Here is a 20,122-nt window from a genome sequence, read left to right on the forward strand (position 1 = left end):
TGCGGAGATGCTGGTCGACGGCGACCTGGCAACGCTGACTGAGGTCGTCGATCGTGTAGGTCTCGACGCGGTCGACCCGTCTACCGGGCGGACGGCGTTAGGGTTCGTCGAATGTCCGGAAGACCTGGTCCGCTGGCTTGTGCAGGCGGGTGCAGACGTGGCGGCACCCGATCGGTGGGGCGCCCCGCCGATCCACCGGCATGCGAAAGCGAACGGGCAGGGCCAACTCGCGACCTTCGTCGCGCTGGGGGTTGATCTGGATCTCCGCGACGGCTGGGGGCGGACGCCGTTGCACGAGGCGGCTCGGACACTCAATGTGGCGGGGGTTCGGCTCCTCATCGACGCGGGCGCCGACGTCGATGTGCTCGACCGTTTCGATACGACGCCCTTGAGGTGCGCGATCAACAGTGCCGAAAACCTGACGATCACACGGGCAGCGCAGATTTCCACCATGCTGATCGGCGCGGGCGCGAGCATATTTCCGGAGATGGCCGAGGTGGTGACCAGGGTCGGGGCACGCTTCGAATTCGGCCGGGCGGCGATCGCGCCGGATCGTTTGTCCGACTGTGAGGCCGGACTCGCCACGTTGTACCGGCTGTTCGATGTGACTCCGGTCGAGCCTCGGCGCATCCATGATGGGCAGTCGCCGATCGAGGTTCCGGCCGGCGGCTGGCGACAGCAGTTCGATGCGCTGTGGCATCTACTGGTGCCGATCGACGGTCCTGCGGCCACCGTGCAGGGTGAGGTGATCCGGATCTGCGGCAAGCTGTCGCACGAGATCCTGGACTTGTCTGCGATGAACTGGGACAGCCACTTTCGTGACATGGCCGATGCCGTCCCGGGCCATCTCGCGACAGGGCGGATAACGGACGCAACCAGTGCCGAGGTACGTCGTCTGGTCAGCTCTGCGCGCCGGGCGGGCGTCGAAACCGCAGATGTATCGACTGAGTGAGTTGGTCGTCGCCTGGGTGGACGACAATCCGCAGCCTATTCCGTTGGGGGACATCGCCTACGACTGGTAGTCCTCCGGTGTGTCCGCAGTTGCGCCTCAGGCGCTCTGGGGTAGGTGGAGGCGGTTCACGCGCCAGCCCGCCGCGATCAGCCGCCGATCGTGCAGATCGTGCAGATCGTCGGGTGGGGGTGGTTCGGTCTTCTCGGCCGGTCCTGGCGAATCGAGTTTTCGGCGGGCACGTTTCAGCCGTTCACCGGGATCGTGGGCCCTATTGATGCGAGCCGGATTTGCCGGCGCGCCGGTTTGATTGTTGAGTGTCCAGGCGGTCCGTCCGGCATCGGGGCCGTCGGTGATCACCGTGGTGGTGTACTGCCCCGGCTCTGGCCCGACCATCCGGTTGTGGCGTCCGCACGCCGGGGTCAGTGTGTCGATGTCGGTGGTGCCTCCGTCGGCCCAGTCGGCGAGGGCATGGTGAATCTGCACGAATACGGCGGGCACGGTGCAGCCTGGGCAGGTGCAGCCGTCGTGGTGGGCGAACAACATGAATCGTTGTGCGCGCGAAGCCAATCGCCGGGCGGTCCCGAGATACAGAGGCTGGTTGGTGTGACCGGCGAAGACGGCCAGGTGCATCTGTGCCCGCGCGGCCAGTTCGATCACATCCTTGATGGGCAGGTCGGTTCCGGTTGCGGTGCGACCGATGCCGGCTCGTTCGTGCAACTCGTGCTCGGTGATCTTCACGATGACGTGCGGTGGCAGTCCGTGGTTGGAGGCGCCGAGCAGCCCACCGTCGAGAGCGGCACGCAACAGTGCGGCGAGCGCGTCGTGATTGCGCTGCGCGGTGCTGCGCTGATCGCGTTCGGCGGCTTCGGTCAGCTCTTCGGAGGAGATGTCGTCGGCGGATCCGTGTAGGGGTGCTTCGTCGTCGGGATTGTTCATACCCTTCGCGGCCCAGGCGGCGAGCACCGTGTCGAGCATGGCTCGGGTGAGTGGATTGAGCTGGCCGCTGATCTTTGACATCAGTTGCGGGTCTTGATCGTTGAGTGACACTCCACGTCGGCGTGCGCGGTCGCGATCGTCGGTCAGCGAGCCGTCCGGGTCGAGGTGGGCGAGGAGGCGAACACCCAGCTGGGTGATGATCTTCGGGTTGTAGTCCCGTGCGTGCCCGACGATCTCGGCTTCGGCGGCGTCCCGGATATCCGCGGGAACGGCTGCCGGGATCTTCTTCAGTACGTCCAGGACCGCCTGTACGTGTCCGGGGCCGATGGCGCCCTGGGCCATCGCCTCCGCGAGATGTGGTCGCGGTGGCGGCAGTGTCTCGCCCTGCAATGACGTCATCGTCGACACGGCCGACATCTGCTCCATGCGCCGTCGTATATCGGTGATGCGTAACTGGTCGTCCATGAACTGCCGTAACGACGCGGCACCGACCGATCGGTATGCGGCACGGTCGGATACGTCCATCACCCGCCGGTGCCCGATCGACGCCATACGCCGGGCGGCCCGCTCGTGTTCGGTGGCGATCCGGGCCACGCCGACATCGGAGGTCGGCGTCGTGTCGAGTGCGTCGATCTGGTCGAGGAGCACGTGCAACTGCGCATACAGCTCACCGGCATGGTCTGGGTCGAACGAGACGCCTGTCAATGAACTCACCCCCGACCTAGTATCGAACGTATGTTCGATACTAGGTCGGGCCGGAGGGAATTGCAAGGCGAGTACTGGATCTCTCAGATCCGGGTGACCGACAGATCGCCGTCGTGGTACTGGGAACGCAGGCGCTTCTTGTCGAACTTGCCGACGCTGGTCTTCGGGACCTCGTTGACCATCGTCCAATTCTCCGGCAGCTGCCACTTGGCGACCTTGTCGGACAGGAACTCCCGGAGATCTTCGACGCCTGCGGTGGACCCTTCGCGAAGGACGACCGCAACCAGGGGGCGCTCATCCCACTTGGCGTCGGGCACGCCGATGACCGCCGCCTCGAGTACGTCGGGGTGCGCCATGACGGCGTTCTCCAGGTCGACCGACGAAATCCATTCGCCGCCCGACTTGATGATGTCCTTGGTGCGGTCGGTGAGTGTGAGATAGCCGTTGGGCGTGATGGATCCGACGTCGCCGGTGCGCAACCAGCCGTCGTGGAACTTGTCGGCGGCGTCGATGCCGTAGTACGCGCCGGTGATCCACGGGCCACGGATCTCCAACTCGCCGATACTCTTGCCGTCCTTGGGCACCTCGTCGCCGAGGTCGTCGACCAGCCGTGTCTGCACCGATGCCGGGAACCGTCCCTGCGTGTAGTGGTAGCGCCAGCGTTCCTCGCCCTCGGTGCCCGCCGGCGGGCGCGCCACCGCGCCCAGTGGGGACGTCTCGGTCATGCCCCAGCCCTGCAGGATCTGGATGCCGTGATCGTCGGCGAAGGTGTGCATGAGTGACGGCGGCACCGCGGATCCGCCGATCAGCACCTCCTTCATCGATGAGATGTCCTGGGGATGCTGTTCCAGATACTGATGCAGCCCTTGCCAGATGGTCGGTACCGCGGCGGAGAAGGTCGGGCGTTCGGCGGCGATGAGCGCGGCCAGCGGCTCGGGTTGGAGGAAGCGATCGGGCATGATCAGGGAAGCGCCGATCATGAACGCCGCATACGGCAGCCCCCACGACATGGCGTGGAACTGGGGCACGATCGCCAATGCGCGGTCACCCTGTTTGAGTGCGGGCCCCTCGGTCATGCACACCTGCATCGAGTGCAGGTAGATCGAACGATGGGAGTAGGCAACGCCTTTCGGGTCACCGGTGGTGCCGGAGGTGTAACACATCGCGGCTGCCGACCGTTCGTCGGTCGCCGGCCAGTCGAATTCGGTGGATTGCCCGGCGATCAGCGTCTCGTACGCGTGCACCTGAACTCCGTCGGGGGCCTGCACCCCGTCTGTCGAGTCTCCGGTGACGATGATGTGCTCGACGGTGGTCAGTGCTCCCAATTGCGGATTGAGCAGGGGGAGCAGGGTCGGGTCCACGATGATGATCCGGTCCTCGGCGTGATTGGCGACGTGGATCAGCTGTTCGGGGAACAGTCGGATGTTGAGGGTGTGCAGCACCGCACCCATCGACGGCACCGCCAGGTACGCCTCGAGGTGTTCGGCGTTGTTCCACATGAAGGTCGCGACCCGTTCGTCACCGGTGATACCGAGGCCGCGGAGTGCATGAGCGAGTGCCGCGCAGCGCTGCCCGACTTCGGCAAACGTGCGGCGGCGGGACGCGGTACCAGTCCAGGTGACGACCTCGGCGTCGGCATGGACCGTGCTGCCGTGGCGCAGCAACTGGGCGATGGACAATGGTGCGTCCTGCATGGTGCTCAGCATCGAGAAACTCCTCAGTCATGTCCGCCCAGCCTCTGGACGGCCGTCGCTCAGACCGATCGTTGCATCCATGGCCGCGCCGCGGGGCGGGTTTGCGAATCGGACATGGCGCAGGGGCCGGGAGCCTGTGGACAACCCGGGACGGGCACCCGCGGACTGTCAGGGCACCTTCCTATGGTGGGCGGCACAAGGTCATCGACGATGGCCGACGGCACGGGGAGACGAGATGGCAGCAGACGATCCAGCACGTGGTGCGACGGGCGACGGCGGTGGTGCACAGAGCAGTTCGGAGGCCTGGACGAGTTTCACCGACGCCCTGACGATCCGCATCGCGGCGCTTCACCGTGGCGAGGCGGTGGAGATCGCCCGGCCCGGCGGCGTCGGTTTCCCGGCACTGACCATCACGGTGACCGGCTCGGGCCGGGTGCGGGCAACCGTCGAGAGCGCCGCGCTCACCGCGTACTGGCCGCCCGAGCAGGGGCCGGTCGCCCGGGCCGAGCGGGCCGCACTCGGGCGCCTCGGCTGGCGGCGCCTGCGCTCCGGCGTCTACATCCGGGAATCGGGTAAGCGCGGCGTTCACGAACTCGCCGCCGCCGCGACGCGGGCCCTGCGCGAGGTATGGGGGATCGGCCATCCCGCGGTCCTGGACACCGACCACTCCCGCCCCGGCGATCAGCTGGAGGGAGTTGTCGCGCTCGGCGGAATCGCCTCTCCCGGTATCGTTCCCGATGACGCCGGGCATCTCCTGGAGTTGGTGCGCCAGACGTTTGCGGCCGTCACCGCCGAGAAGGTCGAGATCGAGAACGGGGTGATCTCCTTCTGGACGGCGGACGGTTTGTACACCAAGTGTCTGGTGTCGCCGGATGCGATGCGGCTGGAGTTCTGCACCGTTGTCGGGCACGGTATTCCCGACATGGACCTACTCGGTGCGGTGGTCGCCGAGCATTCGTCGCGTTGGCCGGATGTGTCGATCGTCGTCACCAAGAACCATGTCTTCGCGGTGCGTGCACTGGAATGTTCCACGTACCATCCGGCGAACCTGATGGCTGCGATCCGCGCGTGGAACCTGTTCTGCGGCGCGGGTGCTGTCGACATCGTCGAACAATTGCATCCCGATCTCGAAGGACAGTACGACTCACCCGACGGTGCGATACCCGACGGACTCGCCGTTCTGGCCGATGAGTTCGCCGCCCGCCCGGGTGTGTTGACCCCGGAGGAACTCATGCGCCGTACCCACGCCAACGCTCCGTTGCTGCGTCGCTACGCACGGATCTGTCATCACCAGATCGCGCTGGGCACAACGGTTGCCGACCCGCACCGGACTGGTGTGCTGGAACGGCTCATTCCGGTGCTGCTGGCGGCGATGAACCTGGCCGCCGAGTACAACATGTCCTGGGAGATGCGGAGGGGAGCATGAGGCAGTGGCCGATGGCGGGTGCCACCACGCCCCGCTCAGCCGGCGGGGTCGGTTTCCGGGTCGGCTGGGGTGTCGGGGGCTGGGGTGTCGGCAACTGGGGCGTCGGTGGGCGCGGCCCCTGAGCTCACCGCGGCGAGCAGTCCGCGGACAGCCATCGCCCGCCGGTGCGAGTGGCCGTCGAGTCCGTCGAGGGCACATTCGGGATCGGCGGGCGGGCCGAGATGAGTGCAACCGCGCGGGCAGTTCTCGATCGCGTCGCGTAGATCGCCGAAGGCGTGGACGATGTCGTCGGCACTGACATGGGCGAGGCCGAAGGAGCGGATGCCCGGGGTGTCCACCACCCAGGTGCGCGGCCGGGAATCGCCCGGCAGCGGCAGCGCGACCGACTGGGTGGAGGTGTGACGTCCCTTGCCGACACCCGATACCACACCGGTCGCCCGATCCGCTTCGGGCACAAGGCGATTGACCAGCGTCGACTTCCCGACCCCGGAGTGGCCGATCAATGCGGTGAGGTGCCCGTCCAGGATTCTCAATACCGCGTCGAGGGGATCGTCGCGCCCGGCGGCGACGATCGGCAGATCGAGATCGGCGAAAGCGGCGGCGAACTCGGTGGCGTCGGCGAGATCGGACTTCGTCAGGCACAAAATCGGCGACAATCCGCCGACATAAGCAGCCGCGAGGGCTCGCTCGACGAAGCCGGTGCGTGGGGGCGGATCGGCCATCGCGGTCACGATCAGCAATTGGTCGGCGTTGGCGACGACGATCCGCTCATACGGGTCGGTGTCATCGGCGGTGCGCCGCAGCACGGTGGTCCGCTCGGCGACCCGGACGATACGGGCGAGGGTGTCCGGCCGCCCGGACAGATCGCCGACGACGGAGACCTTGTCCCCCACCACGATCGGCGTGCGGCCCAGTTCGCGGGCACGCATCGCGACCACCCGGCGTTCGGGGTCGCCGTCGAGCACGCAGCCCCATCGGCCGCGGTCCACCGACACGACCATGGCGTCGGCAGCGTCGTCATGGGTCGGCCGCTGCTTGGTCCGTGGACGGCTGCCCTTACCCGGACGAACCCGCACATCGGATTCGTCATAGCTCTGGGGCCGCCGGCTCAACGGCGCCGTCGCGGGTGTCGGGTGCCGCTCACGAACGGCCCAGCATCCTGGCCCACATCCCGGGGAAATCGGGCAGGGTCTTGGCGGTCGTCTCGATGTCGTCGACGGTGACATCGCCGACGACCAGTCCGATGATCGCGCCTGCGGTCGCCATCCGGTGGTCGGCGTAGGACTCCCAGTGACCGCCGTGCAGCGCGCCGCCGGTGATGCGCAGGCCGTCCTCGGTTTCGGTGCAGTCACCGCCCAGCCGGGTGATCTCGGTGGTCAGCGCGGCCAGCCGATCGGTCTCGTGTCCCCGCAGGTGCGCGATCCCGCTGAGTTCGGAGGTGCCCTCGGCCAGCGCGCACAACGCGGCGATGGTCGGGGTCAGTTCGCCGATGTCACGCAGGTCCAGCGACACCGCCGACAAGGTGCGCGGCCCGCGCACCGACAGCGTGCCGTCGAGCAGTTCGACCGTTGCGCCCATCGCAGCCAGGACATCGGCGATCTGCACACCGGGTTGAGTGGTGACGGCAGGCCAGTAGGGGACCCGGATCTCACCGCCGGTGACGGCGGCCGCGGCCAGGAAAGCAGCCGCATTGGACAGGTCGGGTTCGACGGTCCAGTCCACCGCCCGGATCGGGCCGGGACCGACGCGCCAGGTATTCGGTTCGGACGTGTCCACGGTGACGCCGGCCGTCGCCAGCATCTCCACGGTCATGTCGACGTGCGGGGTGCTCGGCACCGGCGGGCCGACGTGGCGGATCGTCAGGCCGTCGTCGAAACGTGCGCCCGAGAGTAGTAGTCCGGACACGAATTGCGACGATCCGGATGCGTCGATCGTGACCTCGCCGCCTCGGACCGAGCCGACGGCGTCCACGGTGAACGGCAATGCGTCACCACTGACGCCGACACCGAGTTCGCGCAGTGCATCGAGGATCGTGGTCTGCGGCCGGAGGCGAGCTTGCGCGTCGCCGTCGAAGGTGACCGGACCGTTCGCCAGTGCGGCCAGCGGCGGCAGGAAGCGCATCACCGTGCCGGCCAGTCCACAGTCGATGGCCGTGCCGTGCAGGGGAGCCGGTTCGATCGAGACGGTGGTGTCCTGCGCCGGATCCACGCGGACCCCCACGCCGAGTGCGCCGAGTGCGTCCAGCATCAGGTTGGTGTCGCGACTGCGCAGCGTGCCGCGCACGGTCGACGGACCGTCCGCCAGCGCGGCCAGGACCAGGGCGCGGTTGGTGATCGACTTGGAACCGGGCAATTCCACCGTCGCGTCGACGGGGCCCTCGGCGACCGGGGCACTCCAGGTGCTCATGGGCACCAGTCTTTCATGGCCGGTGGGGAGCGCCGACGAGGCGCTCACCGATTGTCGAGACGCAGCGGATGGTCGCCGGGGACCTCGACGACGATGAGCAGCCGCCCGTCCGGGTCCGTCACATGCATCTCGATCAGGCCCCACGGCTCGGTCATCGGCTCGCGGGCGATCCGCACCCCGGCCGAGCGCAGCTCCCGCTCGGTGGCGTGGGCGTCGCGGACCTGCAGCCAGATGACCGCCGACGGTGCGCCGTCGACCTCGGCATCCATATGGCCCGGGACTTCGATCAGCCCGTTGCCCGCGTGAAAGACGATGCCACCCGGATATTCGCGGGCCACCGCGAGTCGCAGCTGATGGCGATAGAAGTTCTGAAGGCGTTCGGGGTCGGCGGAGCGCAACAGGACCCGACTGGTGAGGACCTCCACGATGATCTACTGGCCCTCGGTCGTCCCGCTGCTGCCGCCGAGGGCATGTCCCCGGTTGAGATCGTTGCCGTGTCCGGCCGCCTCGTAGACGGCCTTCTCCCGGATGATCCGGTCGGTCTCGCCGATGGGCTGGCTGTCCTCGAAGGCGAAGGCTGGCGTATGCGGCTCGTCGTGCGGGACGTCGGGATCGTCGGTGGATTCGGCGGGGATGTACTCCGGGCTGGGCGACATACCTCCACGATAAGCCGATCGACGCCAGATTTCGGGTGATGATGGAGCCATGGCGCCGACCGGTCGGAGGAGTGCGGGCATCTTGCTCTACCGTCGGCGCGCACCGGATACCGTCGAAGTGCTCGTCGCTCATCCCGGTGGCCCGCTGTGGGCGGCCAAGGATGACGGGGTCTGGTCCGTTCCGAAGGGACTCGTGGAGGCCGGGGAATCGGAGTGGACGACCGCGCTCCGCGAGTTCGCCGAGGAGACCGGCACGCACATCGCCGACCCCGGTCTCGACCCCCTCCATCTCGATCTCGTCCATCTCGATCTCGGTGAGGTGCGGCTCAAGAGCGGCAAGCGGGTGCACGGTTTCGGTGTGGAAGGTGACCTCGACGCCGAGGCTGTCCACTCCAACACCTTCGAGATGATGTGGCCGCCGCGCTCGGGTCGGATGCAGTCCTTTCCGGAGATCGACCGCGTGCAGTGGTGCGATCCGGACACGGCCCGCCGCAAACTCAACCCGGCACAGACCCCCTTTGTGGACCGCCTGCTCGACGCGCTGGCCGGTCAGTCGAGCAGGTAAGTCGCGATCATCGACTTCCACAGGTCGAGCATCGGGTCCGTGGTGGGATCGCGTCGGTCGATGAGATAGGTCGACGCCGTCCCGCGCATGCTGGTCAGCAGAATCGGGTACAGCTCGGGGTAGCGCGGTCGCCAGGTCAGTTCCGGGCCGAGGAAGCCGGCGACGGCCCGCCGTACGGTCTGACCGATCTCCCGTTCGGTGGGCAGCAGGGCCGCCTGCAACCGTGGATTGGTGCGGGCCGCGATCCAGAGTTCCATCGACGCGACGAAATACGGTTGGTGGAAGGTTGACCAGCCGATGTCGGTGGCCATCGAGATCCGCTCGACCGGGTCGTCGGGCCATCGCACCTGCGCGGGCAACTCCTCGATCCGGGTGCGGGCGAGGTGCCCGACCGCGGCCATCAGCAGGGCGTCGCGATTGGGGAAATGATGCAGCATCCGCCCGCGGCTGACCCCAGCCTCGGTCTGGATGGCCACGGTGCTCGCACCCGCATAGCCGCGTTCCACGAGGACACGGATGGCGGCGTCGAGCACGGTGGTCCGGGTCACGTCGCTGCGCTGCTGGCGAGCAGTGCGGATGGTGGCGTTCCCGGCGGGCACGGTACTCACCGGGGGAATGGTAAGCGGTGCGGTCCGGAATGCGTCATGTGTCCTCGCAGAAGCCTGTTCCTTTCCCGCAGAAGCCTGTTCCTTTCGCAGAAGCACTGTCCCGCATTGGTCCGGCACTCGTGCTGGCGCTCAGAAGTCGAGGAAGTGGGGTAGCCCTGCCCGGTAGCGGTCGCGGTCGTTGGCCTTGAAGGGTTCGAGCATCGGCAACTCCCACAATGGATAGACCGGAGCAGGCTGCGCCGACGACCCGGATGCGGCGATGATCGCGTTGGCCACGCGACGCCCGGATTCGTTGGCGCCCTCCATGGTTGCCAGGTCGATGTTGGTGCGGACGTGGTCACCGCCGATGAAGAAGTTGGTTAGCGCGGTGTCGGCGGTCGGTCGATGCCGATGACTGCCCGCGGTGTTGACCATCAACGGGGTGGCGTTGGCGATCGTCGGCGACCAGGTGATGCCGGGATCGAGTGACCAGGTGACGATGTCCTCGCGGCGCAGCAACCGCCGGCCGCCGGAGTTCATCGCGCGGCTCATCTGCGCCCAGACCTCGCGCGCGACTTCCTGTTTCGAACACTGCTTGGCAGTTTTGCCGTAGAGGATGCCCGGCTTCTCCCAGTCGGAGATGTCGATGGACAGCACGTCGTGCACCTTCCCGTCGCCGTAGGTGCGGGCGAAATTCCCGCCCCACGCGCCTGCCTGATAGAGGCCGGTCAGTGCCCACGGTGTACCGAGTGCGGCGATATGGCCCGGTGGCAGATCGGTTTTGCGGTTGAGGAAGTACTGGATTCCGACCATCCAGTCGTCCTGCAGGCGGCGGATTCCACCGAGGGACGGGTCGGCGCGCAACAGATCCGGGGAGAGGAGCGGGCGCAGCCGGTCGAGGGGCATCGCCGCGACATACCAGTCCGCGGACACCGACTGACCCGATGCGAGTGTCGCGCCGGTGATCTGACGGCCGGACACCTGGAAGCTGGACACTCCTTCGCCCATCACGAACCGCACGCCGCGCGCGCGCAGATAGGCCACCCACGGATCGATCCAGGCGTGGTTGGTCGGCGCGTTGAGAATCCGATCGACGCCGCCGGTGACCAGGCCCGCGTCGTAGTGTCCGATCAGGCCGGTGGCCGAGGTCGCCAGCGCGAGTCCGATCTGCCCGATGGTGCGCGCGGAGGCGGTGTGGGATTTCGCGGCGACCAGCGCGCGGGTGAGGGCGCCGGCCAGATAGCGTTGATACGCCGGGGATTTGCCCTTCGCCTTCACGAACTGCATCCAGGACTGGTTCTCCCATTGGCCCAGCCTTCGTTCGGTACAGCTGGTCGCGATGATGAGCTCGCGGTTGACGAAGTAGGCCAACTCCCACGGCGGTACATCGACGACGAACTTCAGCCCGGTCATCAATGCGTTGCGGAGGTTGTCCAGGGTGACGATGGCGCCGGCATGTTCGACGAATCCCATGATCGACGCGGGTGCGACAGTAGGTGCGTAGCCTGCGTCGTCGAAGGCGACCACCGCAGTCTCCACGTTGACGAGGTGGCGGTCCTTGACATTTCCCCCGCCGGACAACGGAATTCGTTGCATCGATTCGGTGACGTGCTGGTAGCAGCCGGGAAAGAAGCGGAAGCCGTGTTCGCCGGGTAGCGCCTTGCGGCCGCCCCGAGCGGTACCGGGGACGTCGTGGCTGCGCGCCTTCCCGCCGAGGTAGGCGGGTTCGTAGACGGTCACCTCGAAGCCGCGTTCGACCAGTTCGTGGGCGGTCGCCAGGCCGGCCATGCCGCCGCCGAAGACCGCGACGTCCCGTCGGCGGCGTGGCGGTGGGGGAACTGCCCGCGCACTCGGCACCCCGACACCGGGCAGGGCGACGGCGGAGCCGGCGAGGACGGCGGCGGCCGCTGCTCCGGTCAGCACCGATCGTCGAGCCACCCCGTCGCCGGTACTCGGACGGCCGCTCTCGCGCCCTGCCCCGTCTTGATCTGCCCCGTCTTGATCTGCCCCGTCTTGATCTGCCCCGTCGTGATCTGCCCCGTCTTGATCTGCCCCGTCGTGATCTGCCCGGCTGCGAATGCTGGTGGTGTGACGGCCGTGCTCGGTCATAGTGTCCCCCTCGACTCATCCCAAACCGGTCAGGTCTGACTCTTATGACTGTGATGTGTACCACGTCACAATGGGCCAGGTAGACGAATTCGGCCAAACGTCCCACATGGCCGTCCCACTCGGACATCCCGGCGGGAGGTGTCAGTCGGCCGGTGTCCCAGCGTGGTTCGGGTAGACGGGGTGGTCCGGGTCGACGAGGAACTCGCCGATCCAGGTCGGGCTGACGGAGCGGATGAGGGCGGTCGCGTCGTCGGGGTCGATGTCCACGGCGGCGTAGCCCTGCGCGCCTGCGGCGGTGGCAACGGTCAGGGTGGTCACGCCCGCGCGGCGCTGGAACCAGGAGGTGCGTGAGGTCCAGCCGATGATCCCGTCGCGCCCGACGACCTGGCGATGTCGGGCGACGCGCGGCGGCGCGATCACCACCGACCGGGCGGTGAGCAATCCGCCGAGGTTGCGGTATCGGGGTATGCCGACGAGGCAGAGTGCCACCGCGAGGACCGCGGCTGGCGGCAGCAACCAGGCGGACGCTCCGGCGATCACCGCGACGATCGCCACCGCGACGATCGCGATACCGGGCCAGGCCGCCCTGGTCAGTCTGCGCCGCAATGCCGCCCGCGGATGACGGGCCAGCGGCGCGGTCAGCTCGGCGCCCTCGCCGGCGACGGTGTTGCCCACCCGCAGCGCCTCGGCGCGCGGCGCGGGTGGCAGCAGCATCGGATGTTTGTGCGATCCGGTGGCGATGGCGTGCAGCCGGGCGCCGCGCACCGGCCGCATGAGCAGCGGCTCGTGCAGGTGCACGCCGCGAATACGCGCCTCGTCGAAGCTGACCGCGTTGGTGGTCAGCAATCCGCGTTCGGTGCGCAGCGTGCCGTCGCCGTGGCGGCTGAGGGTGAAACCCCAATAGCTGAACACATATCCGGCCACCGACAGGGTGGTGCCGATGGCCAGGACGACGAGTAGCGCGATCGCGGCCACCAGTCCGACGGGAACCTCGCGCGCCGAGTCGGCGACTTGTTCGGCGCCGCCCACGCCACGGTCGAACACTCCTGCCTCGTTGGCACTCTGGGTGGCGAGCCCGATCGCGGCGGCGGCGGTCGCGAAGCCGGCCGCCGAGAAGGGTGCGAAACGCAACCAGGAGGTGTCGAAGCGCGAGATGAGTACCGGCGGTGGCGGTGTGGGCCGATACTCCGACGGGGTGCCCGGGTATGAGGGGCGCGGGCCTGCCGCCGCGCCGGCGGCCATCAGCTCACCGTGCAGTACCCGGGCCTCGGCGGTGGGGACGGCGGCGAGTTCGACCGTCGACCCCTTGTCGCCGCCGGTGCCGATCGTGACCTTCTGCAGCCGCAGGATCCGGTGCACTGGGGAGGCGGTCAGGTCGACGCCGCGAATGCGGTCGCGCCGGGCCGTCGCGACCTTCCGGGTGAGCAGGCCGCTGCGGACCCGCACATGCTCGTCGGTGACCTGGTAGCGGGTGGTCAGCCAGGGCACCACCGTGACCATCGGCACGATGACGACGGTGGCGACGAGGCTGAACAACGGTGCACCCTGACCGGCGAAGACCAGCGCGATCAGCACCGGGACGAGCTGGGGGAGTTGCTCGACCGGTTTTACCGCCATCATCCACGGCGACAGCCGCCGCCACTCGTCAGGTCGCATCGCCGGTATGTGCCTGGGTGCGCGCGGTGAGGTCGGCGGCGGCGCGCCGGGCCACCTCGGCGTCGAGTCCGACGATCCGGACGGTGCCCGCCGAGGATGCGGTCGTGACGGTCAGCGTGGCGAGTCCGAGTAGCTGATCGAGCGGTACGGCCTCGGTGTCGACGATCTGGATACGCGCGATCGGGATGATCACCCGGTGCCGGGTGAACCATCCCGATTGTGTGTACACGGCCTCCTCGCCGACCTCCCACCGGTGAAAACGGTAGCGCCACTGCGGGACCACACCCGCGCCGAGGGCGCAGGCCGCCGCGGCGAGCAGCGCGACGGCGACCATCGGCCAGCGGAGGTCCGCGAGGACAGCGGCGATCACGATCGCGGCGACGACGATCGGGATCCCGACCACCAGGGGAGGGATGCGCCACAGTGTCCGCGCGCGCGAGTCGACCAGATGCGCGGGTTCGCGCAGCGTCATCACCATGGTGTCCTCTCCCTTGCCAGGACTCTCAGAGCCAATCGGGGTTCAGGTCGAGGGTGGTGCGGTCGCGCGCCGACACCAGATCCAGCATCGGTCCGACCTTCGGCAGCTCGTAGCGATAGAAATACTGTGTCGCAGCACGTTTGCCGTCGTAGAAGTTGCCGGTGTGCTCCCCGACCGCCAGCAGCTGGGCCAGCCACAACCAGGCCACCACCACATGTCCGGTGGCCTCCAGGTAGGCGGTGGCATTGGCCAGTGCCGTCGTGGGATCGCCGTCGGACCAGGCCGCGGTGGTCGTCTCGATGAGCCGGTCCAGGATCGCCTGCAGACTCGCGGCGTAGTCCGCCGCCGCGCCGCCGGCCTGGCCACCTGCGACGACGGTGGCCGTGATCGTCTCGGCGAGCAGTCGTAGTCCGGCACCGTCGTTCATGATCATCTTGCGGCCCAACAGGTCCAGACCGTGGATGCCGTGGGTGCCCTCGTGGATCGGATTGAGCCGGTTGTCGCGGTAGAGCTGCTCGACGTCGAACTCGCGGGTGTATCCGTAGCCGCCGTGCACCTGAATGGCGAGGTCGTTGGCGGCCAGACACCATTGCGACGGCCAGCTCTTGGCGATCGGGGTCAGCACATCGAGGAGCAGTGCGGCCCGGTCGTGATCGGGTCCGGTGGTGGTGTCGGCCTCGTCGACCAGCCGCGAACAGTACAGCCCGAGGGCCAGCCCGCCTTCGGCATAGGCCTTCTGCGCCAGCAGCATTCGCCGGACGTCCGGGTGGTCGATGATCGGGATCGGCTTCGCGGACGGGTCTTTGGTCGTGACCGGGCGTCCCTGAGTGCGCACCCTGGCATATTCCAGCGACGCCTGATAGCCGGCATAGCCCAGCGCGGTGGCCAGCATCCCGACACCGATGCGGGCCTCGTTCATCATGTGGAACATGTAGGAAAGGCCGCGGTGCTCCTCGCCGACGAGGTAGCCGACCGCACCGGATTCGGTTGCCGGGGAATGGGTGCCGTCGCCGAAGTTGAGCAGGGTGTTGGTCGTGGCACGCTGCCCCATCTTGTGATTGAGGCCGACGAGCGCGACGTCGTTGCGGGTGCCGTCGGGCAGGAACTTCGGCACGATGAACAGCGAGATGCCACGCACGCCGGGTCCACCGCCGGGGGCCTTGGCCAGCACCAGATGGACGATGTTCTCCGCGAGATCGTGTTCGCCCGCCGAGATCCACATCTTGGTGCCGGTGACCCGATAGGTGCCGTCACCGGCGGGGACGGCCTTGGTGGTGATGTCGGCCAGCGACGACCCGGCCTGCGGTTCCGATAGGCACATGGTGCCGAAGCAGCGGCCTTCCACGAGTGGCCGAACCCAGGTGTCGATCTGCTCGGGACTGCCGTAGGCGGCGAGCAGATTCGCGTTGCCGATGGTGAGGAAGGAGTAGGACGACGCGCCCGCGTTGGCGGCCTGGAACCACACGTTGCTCGCCTGGGTGACCGTGGTCGGCAGTTGCATTCCGCCGAGTTCCTCGTCGAAGGAGGCGGCGAACAGCCCGGCCTTGCGGTATTCGTGTACCGCGGCGGCGGTTTCGGGTGGCAATGTCACCGAGCCGTCGGCATTCATCGACGGTTCCTGCTGGTCGCCGATCTTGTAGCCGGGAGCGTAGACCTTGGTGGCGATATCGGCGCTCAGCGACAGCACGGCGTCGAAGGTCTCGCGGGAGTGTTCGGCGAAACGTTCGCGCGAGGTCAACGCCTCGACGTCCAGCCACTCGTAGAGCAGAAAGTCGAGATCGCGTCGGGACATCGGGGTGGCCACGGTTCCTCCTGGTGGTCGGACTGGGTAAGGGTTCGGGATGACCGGGGTCAGACCACCGCGGTCGGATGATCGGGTGCGACGTCACCCCAGGTGAAGTCGCCGTGATCGCTGCCCAGTCCACCGGCGACGATGCCCGCGACCGCACAGCCGATGCGGGCCGACTCCAGGAGGGACCGGTCATGTCCGCGGGCGACCAGGAAACCGGCGGAGAAGGCATCCCCGCAGCCGCTGGTGTCGACGACGTCTACCGCGGTTGCCTGCGCGTGTTCGGCGTCGTCGGCGGTGACGACGTGGGCGCCGTCGCCACCGTCGGTGACGGCGACACAGCCGACACCGAGGTCGATGAGGCTGCGGCACGCGGAGATCAGATCGGGCTGCGCGGTCAGCCCGTACACCTGGGCGGCGTTGGGCAGCAGGTAGTCCAGATGCTCGAGGATCGGGCTCAGCCAGGCGAGGACGCCGGGATCGCCGTCGGCGAGCAGGTCGGCGGAGATGGTGGTCCCCGTTGCCCGGATGTCGTCGAGGAGCGGCGCGAGTTCGGGCGGATTCAGCAGTTCCGGGGCACCGAGGTGGACGTGGTCGGCGCCGGTGAACAACTCCAGTGGGGCGTCCGGCAGCGGGTAGGCGAGGTTCGCTCCGGGCATGTGCAGCGCAGGCCGGTCGCCGTTGGACCGGATCGGCAGCACACTCATCGAGGTGGCCGCCTCGACCCGCCGCAGATGGTCGGTGACCACGCCGAACCGATTCAGCGCCGTGGTCAGCACGGTGCCGGCGTCATCGTCGCCGATCGCGCCGACGGTGAACACCTCGGCTCCGAGTTTGGCCATCGTGATCGCCGTGCCACCGGCCGGTCCGGCCGCCGACATCCGCATCTGCCCGACGAGGGCCGCGCCCTGGCCGTCGGGGATCGTGTCCACGGGGTGGGCGAGCACGTCGAGGACATGCGCGCCGAAGGTCACCAGTCTCATAGGTCGCTCCCGGCTGGGGTTGTCGATTCGGGGCCGAACGGGGTGTAGTGGCGGGCGAGCGCAGTCTGCACGACCTCGGTGAGCGCAGTGGCGTCGAGGGTGGCGCCGCCCGGTGCGGCCAGGTGAATGCGGGCCAGCCAGTCGACGAGTTCGAGATGGGCGCAGGCGATGTCGAGGGTATCGCCGTAGGCCACCGACCCGTGATTGCGCATCAGGGCAGCGGTCCGGTCGCGGAGTGCGTCGCGGACCGCGTCACGCAGTTCGTCGCTGCCGAAGACGGCGTACGGGGCGACCCGGATTGCACCGCCGAGCATCGCCGCGGTGTAGTGGACCGCGGGGAGTTCGTCGGCCGTGTTGGCCACCGCGATCGACGCGACCGGGTGGGCGTGAGCGACTGCCCGGGCGGGGGTGGTGCGGTAGATGTCGAGGTGGATACGCAGTTCAGAGGTCGGACGATACGGGGTCGGCTCGGCGACGCGGCCGTCGAGATCGACGACGACCATCTGTTCGGCGGTCACCGTCTCCAGTGCGCAGCCCGACGGTGTCAGGATCACCAGATCGTCGGCGCGGACCGACAGATTGCCGCCGCTGCCGTGGGTCAGGCCACCGGCGGCGAGGCGGGCGGCCGCCTTGGCCAGCGCGGTCCGTTGCTCTGCAAAACGCACCTGGTCGACGCTACCTGGTTGAGCCGCGAGTCAGGCGAGAGCGCGGTAGACCGCGGACTCGTAGTCGGTGTAATGGGCGAAGGCGCCGGGATCACCGAAGGGGAATACCTGCGTCGCCCAGAATCCGCCGATCCCGTTGCGCCGGTCGATCCAGAAGTACAGGTTGGCCAGCCCCGCCCAGCCGAGCGAACCGGCGGGCCGTCCGGTGGGGGCGTCGGCCTCATTGATCATGAACGACAACCCCCACGACTTGGGGATGCCGGGAAACATCTCGATGTCATGGGAGACGGCGGGAATGACGCCGGGCAGCTTGGTGACGCGCAGATCGCCGATCTGGTTGGTGGCCGCGTTCGCGACGGTCTGCGGCGACAGGATCTGGATGCCCGAATCCGAAGTTCCGTCGCGCAGCCACATCCGGATGAATTTCAGATAGTCGCCGACCGTCGAGTACAAACCCTGTCCGCCCATGTCGATCTCGGGTTCGGCGGGTTGCGCCCAGCCGGGCAGTTCGACGAGCTCGCCGTCGCGGCGGGTGTGCATCATCGCGCGGCGCACACCCATGTCCCCGGTGAGGGTGAAACCGGTGTCGGACATACCGAGCGGGGCGAGCAGGCGTTCGGTCATGGTCGCCGACAGGCACTGTCCGGTGACCCCTTCGATGACCAGACCCACCCAGTCCAGGTTGGCGCCGTACTCCCAGCGGGTGCCGGGATCGAAGAGCAGCGGGGTCCGCAGCGCGGCCATCGTCGCGCGATCCACCGGCGGCACGCCGACCGCCTTCGCGTATCGACGATAGGTGGCGTTGAAGAATGCGTAGCCGAAACCTGCGGTATGCGTGAGCAATTGGCGGGTGGTCGGCGGGGACGCCGGCGGTCGGAGGCGGGGGGCGCCGTCGTCGTCGAAGCCGGTGATGACCTGTACATCGCCCAGGGTGGGGGCGTAGTCGCGGGCCGGGGCGTCGAGGTCGAGGTGTCCCTGTTCGGCGAGTTGCAGTGCGACGGTGGCGGTGAGCGCCTTCGTCGTGGAGAAGATCCCGAAGACGGCGTCGGTGCCGATGGGGGTATCGGCGCCGATCGCGTTGCGGCCCGCCGCGCCGAGATGGATGGTCGAGGCGGCGGTGGTGATGCCGGCGACGACGCCCGGTACCCGGTCGGTGCCGGTGACTGCGGCGTCCAACGCCGACTGGGCGGCCTCGGCGATTCGGTCGGGGTGAATGATCTTGGGGGACATCTGATTTCCTCTCGCCGGTCGGCGTTTGGGTGTCGGCGTTTGGGTGGTCGGCGTCTATCCGGTCGGCGTCAGCGGGTGCTCGCGACGAAGGTGCCCAGCCGGTCGATCGCCTCGGTGAGCTCGGCGGTCGATGCGGCATAGGACAGTCGCACATACCGGTCGGCGCCGTGGACGCCGAAATCCTTCCCGGGTGTCAGCGCGACATGTGCCTCCTGCAGCGCGCGGTCGCAGAATTCGGCCGACGTCAGGCCGGTCGAGGACACGTCGAGATAGACGTAGAAGGCGCCGTCGGGGACCACCGGGACGTCGAGTCCGATACTCGCCAGGCCCTCGACGACGAGTTCGCGACGGTTGGCGAATTCGATCCGGCGCTGTTCGGTCACGGCGAGCGACTCCGGGGTGAAGCAACTCAATGCGGCCAGTTGTGCCGGTGTCGACGGGCAGACGTAGTAGTTCTGGGCGAGTCGTTCGAGGACGTCGACCAGGTCGGGTGGCACGATACACCAGCCGAGCCGCCACCCGGTGAGTCCGAAGTATTTCGAAAAGCTGTTGATGACAACGGCATTCGATGCTCCTGGACCGGGATCTGCGAGCACGCTGCGGGGTGGATGCCCGTCCGGGCCGGGATCGGACAGGCCGAGATAGATCTCGTCGACGATCGCCCAGCCGTCGCGTTCGGCGACGAGATCACACATGGCGACCAGGTCGTCGTAGGGCATCGAGGTGCCGGTCGGGTTGGAGGGGGTGGCCACGACGACGCCGCGGGTGGTTGCGGTCCAGTGGTCGGCGACCGCGCGCGGAGTCAGCTGGAACCGGGTGTCGGCGGTTGTGGGGACCAGGGTCACCTGCGCGCCGAAACTCTCCGCGAACTGGCGATTGCACGGATAGGAGGGGTCGCCGATGATCACGCCGTCACCGGGATCGACGAGCGCCGCACAGGCCAGCAGCAGGGCGGCCGACGCGCCTGAGGTCACCGCGATCCGGTCCGGTGTCACCTGCGCGCGGAAATGATGCTGATAGAAGTCGGCGATCGCAGCGCGCAGTTCCGGTAGACCCAGCGCACCGGTGTAGGCGAGCGGACGTCCGTCGGTGAGTTCGCGCGCGGCGTCGAGGAATGCGGGTGGTGCCCCGAAGTCGGGTTCGCCGATGTTCAGCGTGATCACGTGATGCCCCTGCCGCTGCAGCGCGGCAGCCTTCTTCGCGAACTCCATGGCGTAGAAGGGGGCGACGCGTTCGGCCCGTCGGGAGATCCTCATGAATCCATCTTCTCCCGTTGCGTCCTGCG

Annotated in this window: 18 protein-coding genes; 3 read left to right on the forward strand and 15 right to left on the reverse strand. The window is 68.0% G+C overall.

Annotation, left to right across the window (positions count from 1 at the left end; genetic code table 11):
- Positions 1–7 precede the first annotated feature (7 nt).
- Positions 8–952, forward strand: a complete 945-nt coding sequence (locus QSJ18_RS08295) for an ankyrin repeat domain-containing protein (RefSeq protein ID WP_286325884.1) — start codon at positions 8–10, stop codon at positions 950–952.
- A 96-nt stretch (positions 953–1,048) separates the two neighbouring features.
- On the opposite strand, the gene QSJ18_RS08300 is transcribed toward QSJ18_RS08295, so the two are convergent.
- Positions 1,049–2,602, reverse strand: coding sequence for an HNH endonuclease signature motif containing protein (locus QSJ18_RS08300; RefSeq protein ID WP_286325885.1), 1,554 nt, complete (start codon positions 2,600–2,602; stop codon positions 1,049–1,051).
- Positions 2,603–2,676: 74 nt separating this feature from the next.
- Positions 2,677–4,299 (reverse strand): long-chain fatty acid--CoA ligase, encoded by a 1,623-nt coding sequence (locus QSJ18_RS08305; protein ID WP_286325886.1) that lies wholly within the window; start codon positions 4,297–4,299, stop codon positions 2,677–2,679.
- Positions 4,300–4,522: 223 nt separating this feature from the next.
- On the opposite strand from QSJ18_RS08305, the gene QSJ18_RS08310 reads away from it, so the two are divergent.
- A complete protein-coding gene (locus QSJ18_RS08310; RefSeq protein ID WP_286325887.1) occupies positions 4,523–5,713 on the forward strand; it encodes a TY-Chap domain-containing protein in 1,191 nt (396 codons plus the stop codon).
- 35 nt (positions 5,714–5,748) lie between these two features.
- On the opposite strand, the gene rsgA is transcribed toward QSJ18_RS08310, so the two are convergent.
- The 4 genes from rsgA to QSJ18_RS08330 are packed head-to-tail and all read right to left on the reverse strand — an operon-like array spanning position 5,749 to position 8,775.
- Positions 5,749–6,825: a ribosome small subunit-dependent GTPase A gene (rsgA, locus tag QSJ18_RS08315; RefSeq protein ID WP_286325888.1), complete on the reverse strand. Its 1,077-nt coding sequence runs from the start codon at positions 6,823–6,825 to the stop codon at positions 5,749–5,751.
- A 28-nt stretch (positions 6,826–6,853) separates the two neighbouring features.
- A complete protein-coding gene (gene aroA / locus QSJ18_RS08320; RefSeq protein ID WP_286325889.1) occupies positions 6,854–8,119 on the reverse strand; it encodes a 3-phosphoshikimate 1-carboxyvinyltransferase in 1,266 nt (421 codons plus the stop codon).
- A gap of 44 nt (positions 8,120–8,163) precedes the next feature.
- The gene (locus tag QSJ18_RS08325) at positions 8,164–8,544 is read right to left on the reverse strand and encodes a VOC family protein (RefSeq protein WP_286325890.1); all 381 of its coding nucleotides are present in this window, start codon (positions 8,542–8,544) and stop codon (positions 8,164–8,166) included.
- A 6-nt stretch (positions 8,545–8,550) separates the two neighbouring features.
- Complete coding sequence (locus QSJ18_RS08330; RefSeq protein WP_286325891.1) at positions 8,551–8,775, reverse strand: hypothetical protein; 225 nt, start codon at positions 8,773–8,775, stop codon at positions 8,551–8,553.
- A gap of 49 nt (positions 8,776–8,824) precedes the next feature.
- Here QSJ18_RS08330 and QSJ18_RS08335 point away from each other — a divergent pair, with 49 nt between their 5' ends.
- Positions 8,825–9,340: an NUDIX domain-containing protein gene (locus QSJ18_RS08335; protein ID WP_286325892.1), complete on the forward strand. Its 516-nt coding sequence runs from the start codon at positions 8,825–8,827 to the stop codon at positions 9,338–9,340.
- On the opposite strand, the gene QSJ18_RS08340 is transcribed toward QSJ18_RS08335, so the two are convergent.
- The 9 genes from QSJ18_RS08340 to QSJ18_RS08380 form a co-directional block, all read right to left on the reverse strand.
- On the reverse strand, positions 9,325–9,939 hold the full coding sequence (locus tag QSJ18_RS08340) for a TetR/AcrR family transcriptional regulator (protein ID WP_462476025.1): 615 nt from the start codon (positions 9,937–9,939) through the stop codon (positions 9,325–9,327). The two genes, QSJ18_RS08335 and QSJ18_RS08340, sit on opposite strands and share 16 nt — an antisense overlap.
- 138 nt (positions 9,940–10,077) lie before the next feature.
- The gene (locus QSJ18_RS08345) at positions 10,078–11,865 is read right to left on the reverse strand and encodes a hydroxysqualene dehydroxylase (RefSeq protein ID WP_286325894.1); all 1,788 of its coding nucleotides are present in this window, start codon (positions 11,863–11,865) and stop codon (positions 10,078–10,080) included.
- 312 nt (positions 11,866–12,177) lie between these two features.
- Positions 12,178–13,692 carry a PH domain-containing protein gene (locus tag QSJ18_RS08350; RefSeq protein ID WP_286325895.1) on the reverse strand — a complete coding sequence of 505 codons (1,515 nt, stop codon included), beginning with the start codon at positions 13,690–13,692 and terminating at the stop codon, positions 12,178–12,180.
- Positions 13,682–14,170, reverse strand: a complete 489-nt coding sequence (locus QSJ18_RS08355; RefSeq protein WP_286325896.1) for a PH domain-containing protein — start codon at positions 14,168–14,170, stop codon at positions 13,682–13,684. Before QSJ18_RS08355 ends, QSJ18_RS08350 begins: the two co-directional genes overlap by 11 nt.
- 25 nt (positions 14,171–14,195) lie before the next feature.
- Complete coding sequence (locus QSJ18_RS08360) at positions 14,196–15,974, reverse strand: acyl-CoA dehydrogenase (protein WP_286325897.1); 1,779 nt, start codon at positions 15,972–15,974, stop codon at positions 14,196–14,198.
- Between the two features lie 47 nt (positions 15,975–16,021).
- On the reverse strand, positions 16,022–16,942 hold the full coding sequence (locus QSJ18_RS08365) for a carbohydrate kinase family protein (RefSeq protein ID WP_286325898.1): 921 nt from the start codon (positions 16,940–16,942) through the stop codon (positions 16,022–16,024).
- Entirely contained in the window at positions 16,939–17,607 is a 669-nt protein-coding gene (locus QSJ18_RS08370; protein ID WP_286325899.1) for a class II aldolase/adducin family protein, read from the reverse strand. Before QSJ18_RS08370 ends, QSJ18_RS08365 begins: the two co-directional genes overlap by 4 nt.
- Positions 17,608–17,637: 30 nt before the next feature.
- Positions 17,638–18,837, reverse strand: a complete 1,200-nt coding sequence (gene acmB, locus QSJ18_RS08375) for a methyl acetate hydrolase AcmB (protein WP_286325900.1) — start codon at positions 18,835–18,837, stop codon at positions 17,638–17,640.
- A gap of 68 nt (positions 18,838–18,905) precedes the next feature.
- Positions 18,906–20,093, reverse strand: a complete 1,188-nt coding sequence (locus QSJ18_RS08380) for an aminotransferase class I/II-fold pyridoxal phosphate-dependent enzyme (RefSeq protein WP_286325901.1) — start codon at positions 20,091–20,093, stop codon at positions 18,906–18,908.
- Positions 20,094–20,122 lie beyond the last annotated feature (29 nt).

The organism is Gordonia heveisoli (assembly GCF_030315745.1).
Taxonomy (GTDB): Bacteria; Actinomycetota; Actinomycetes; order Mycobacteriales; family Mycobacteriaceae; genus Gordonia.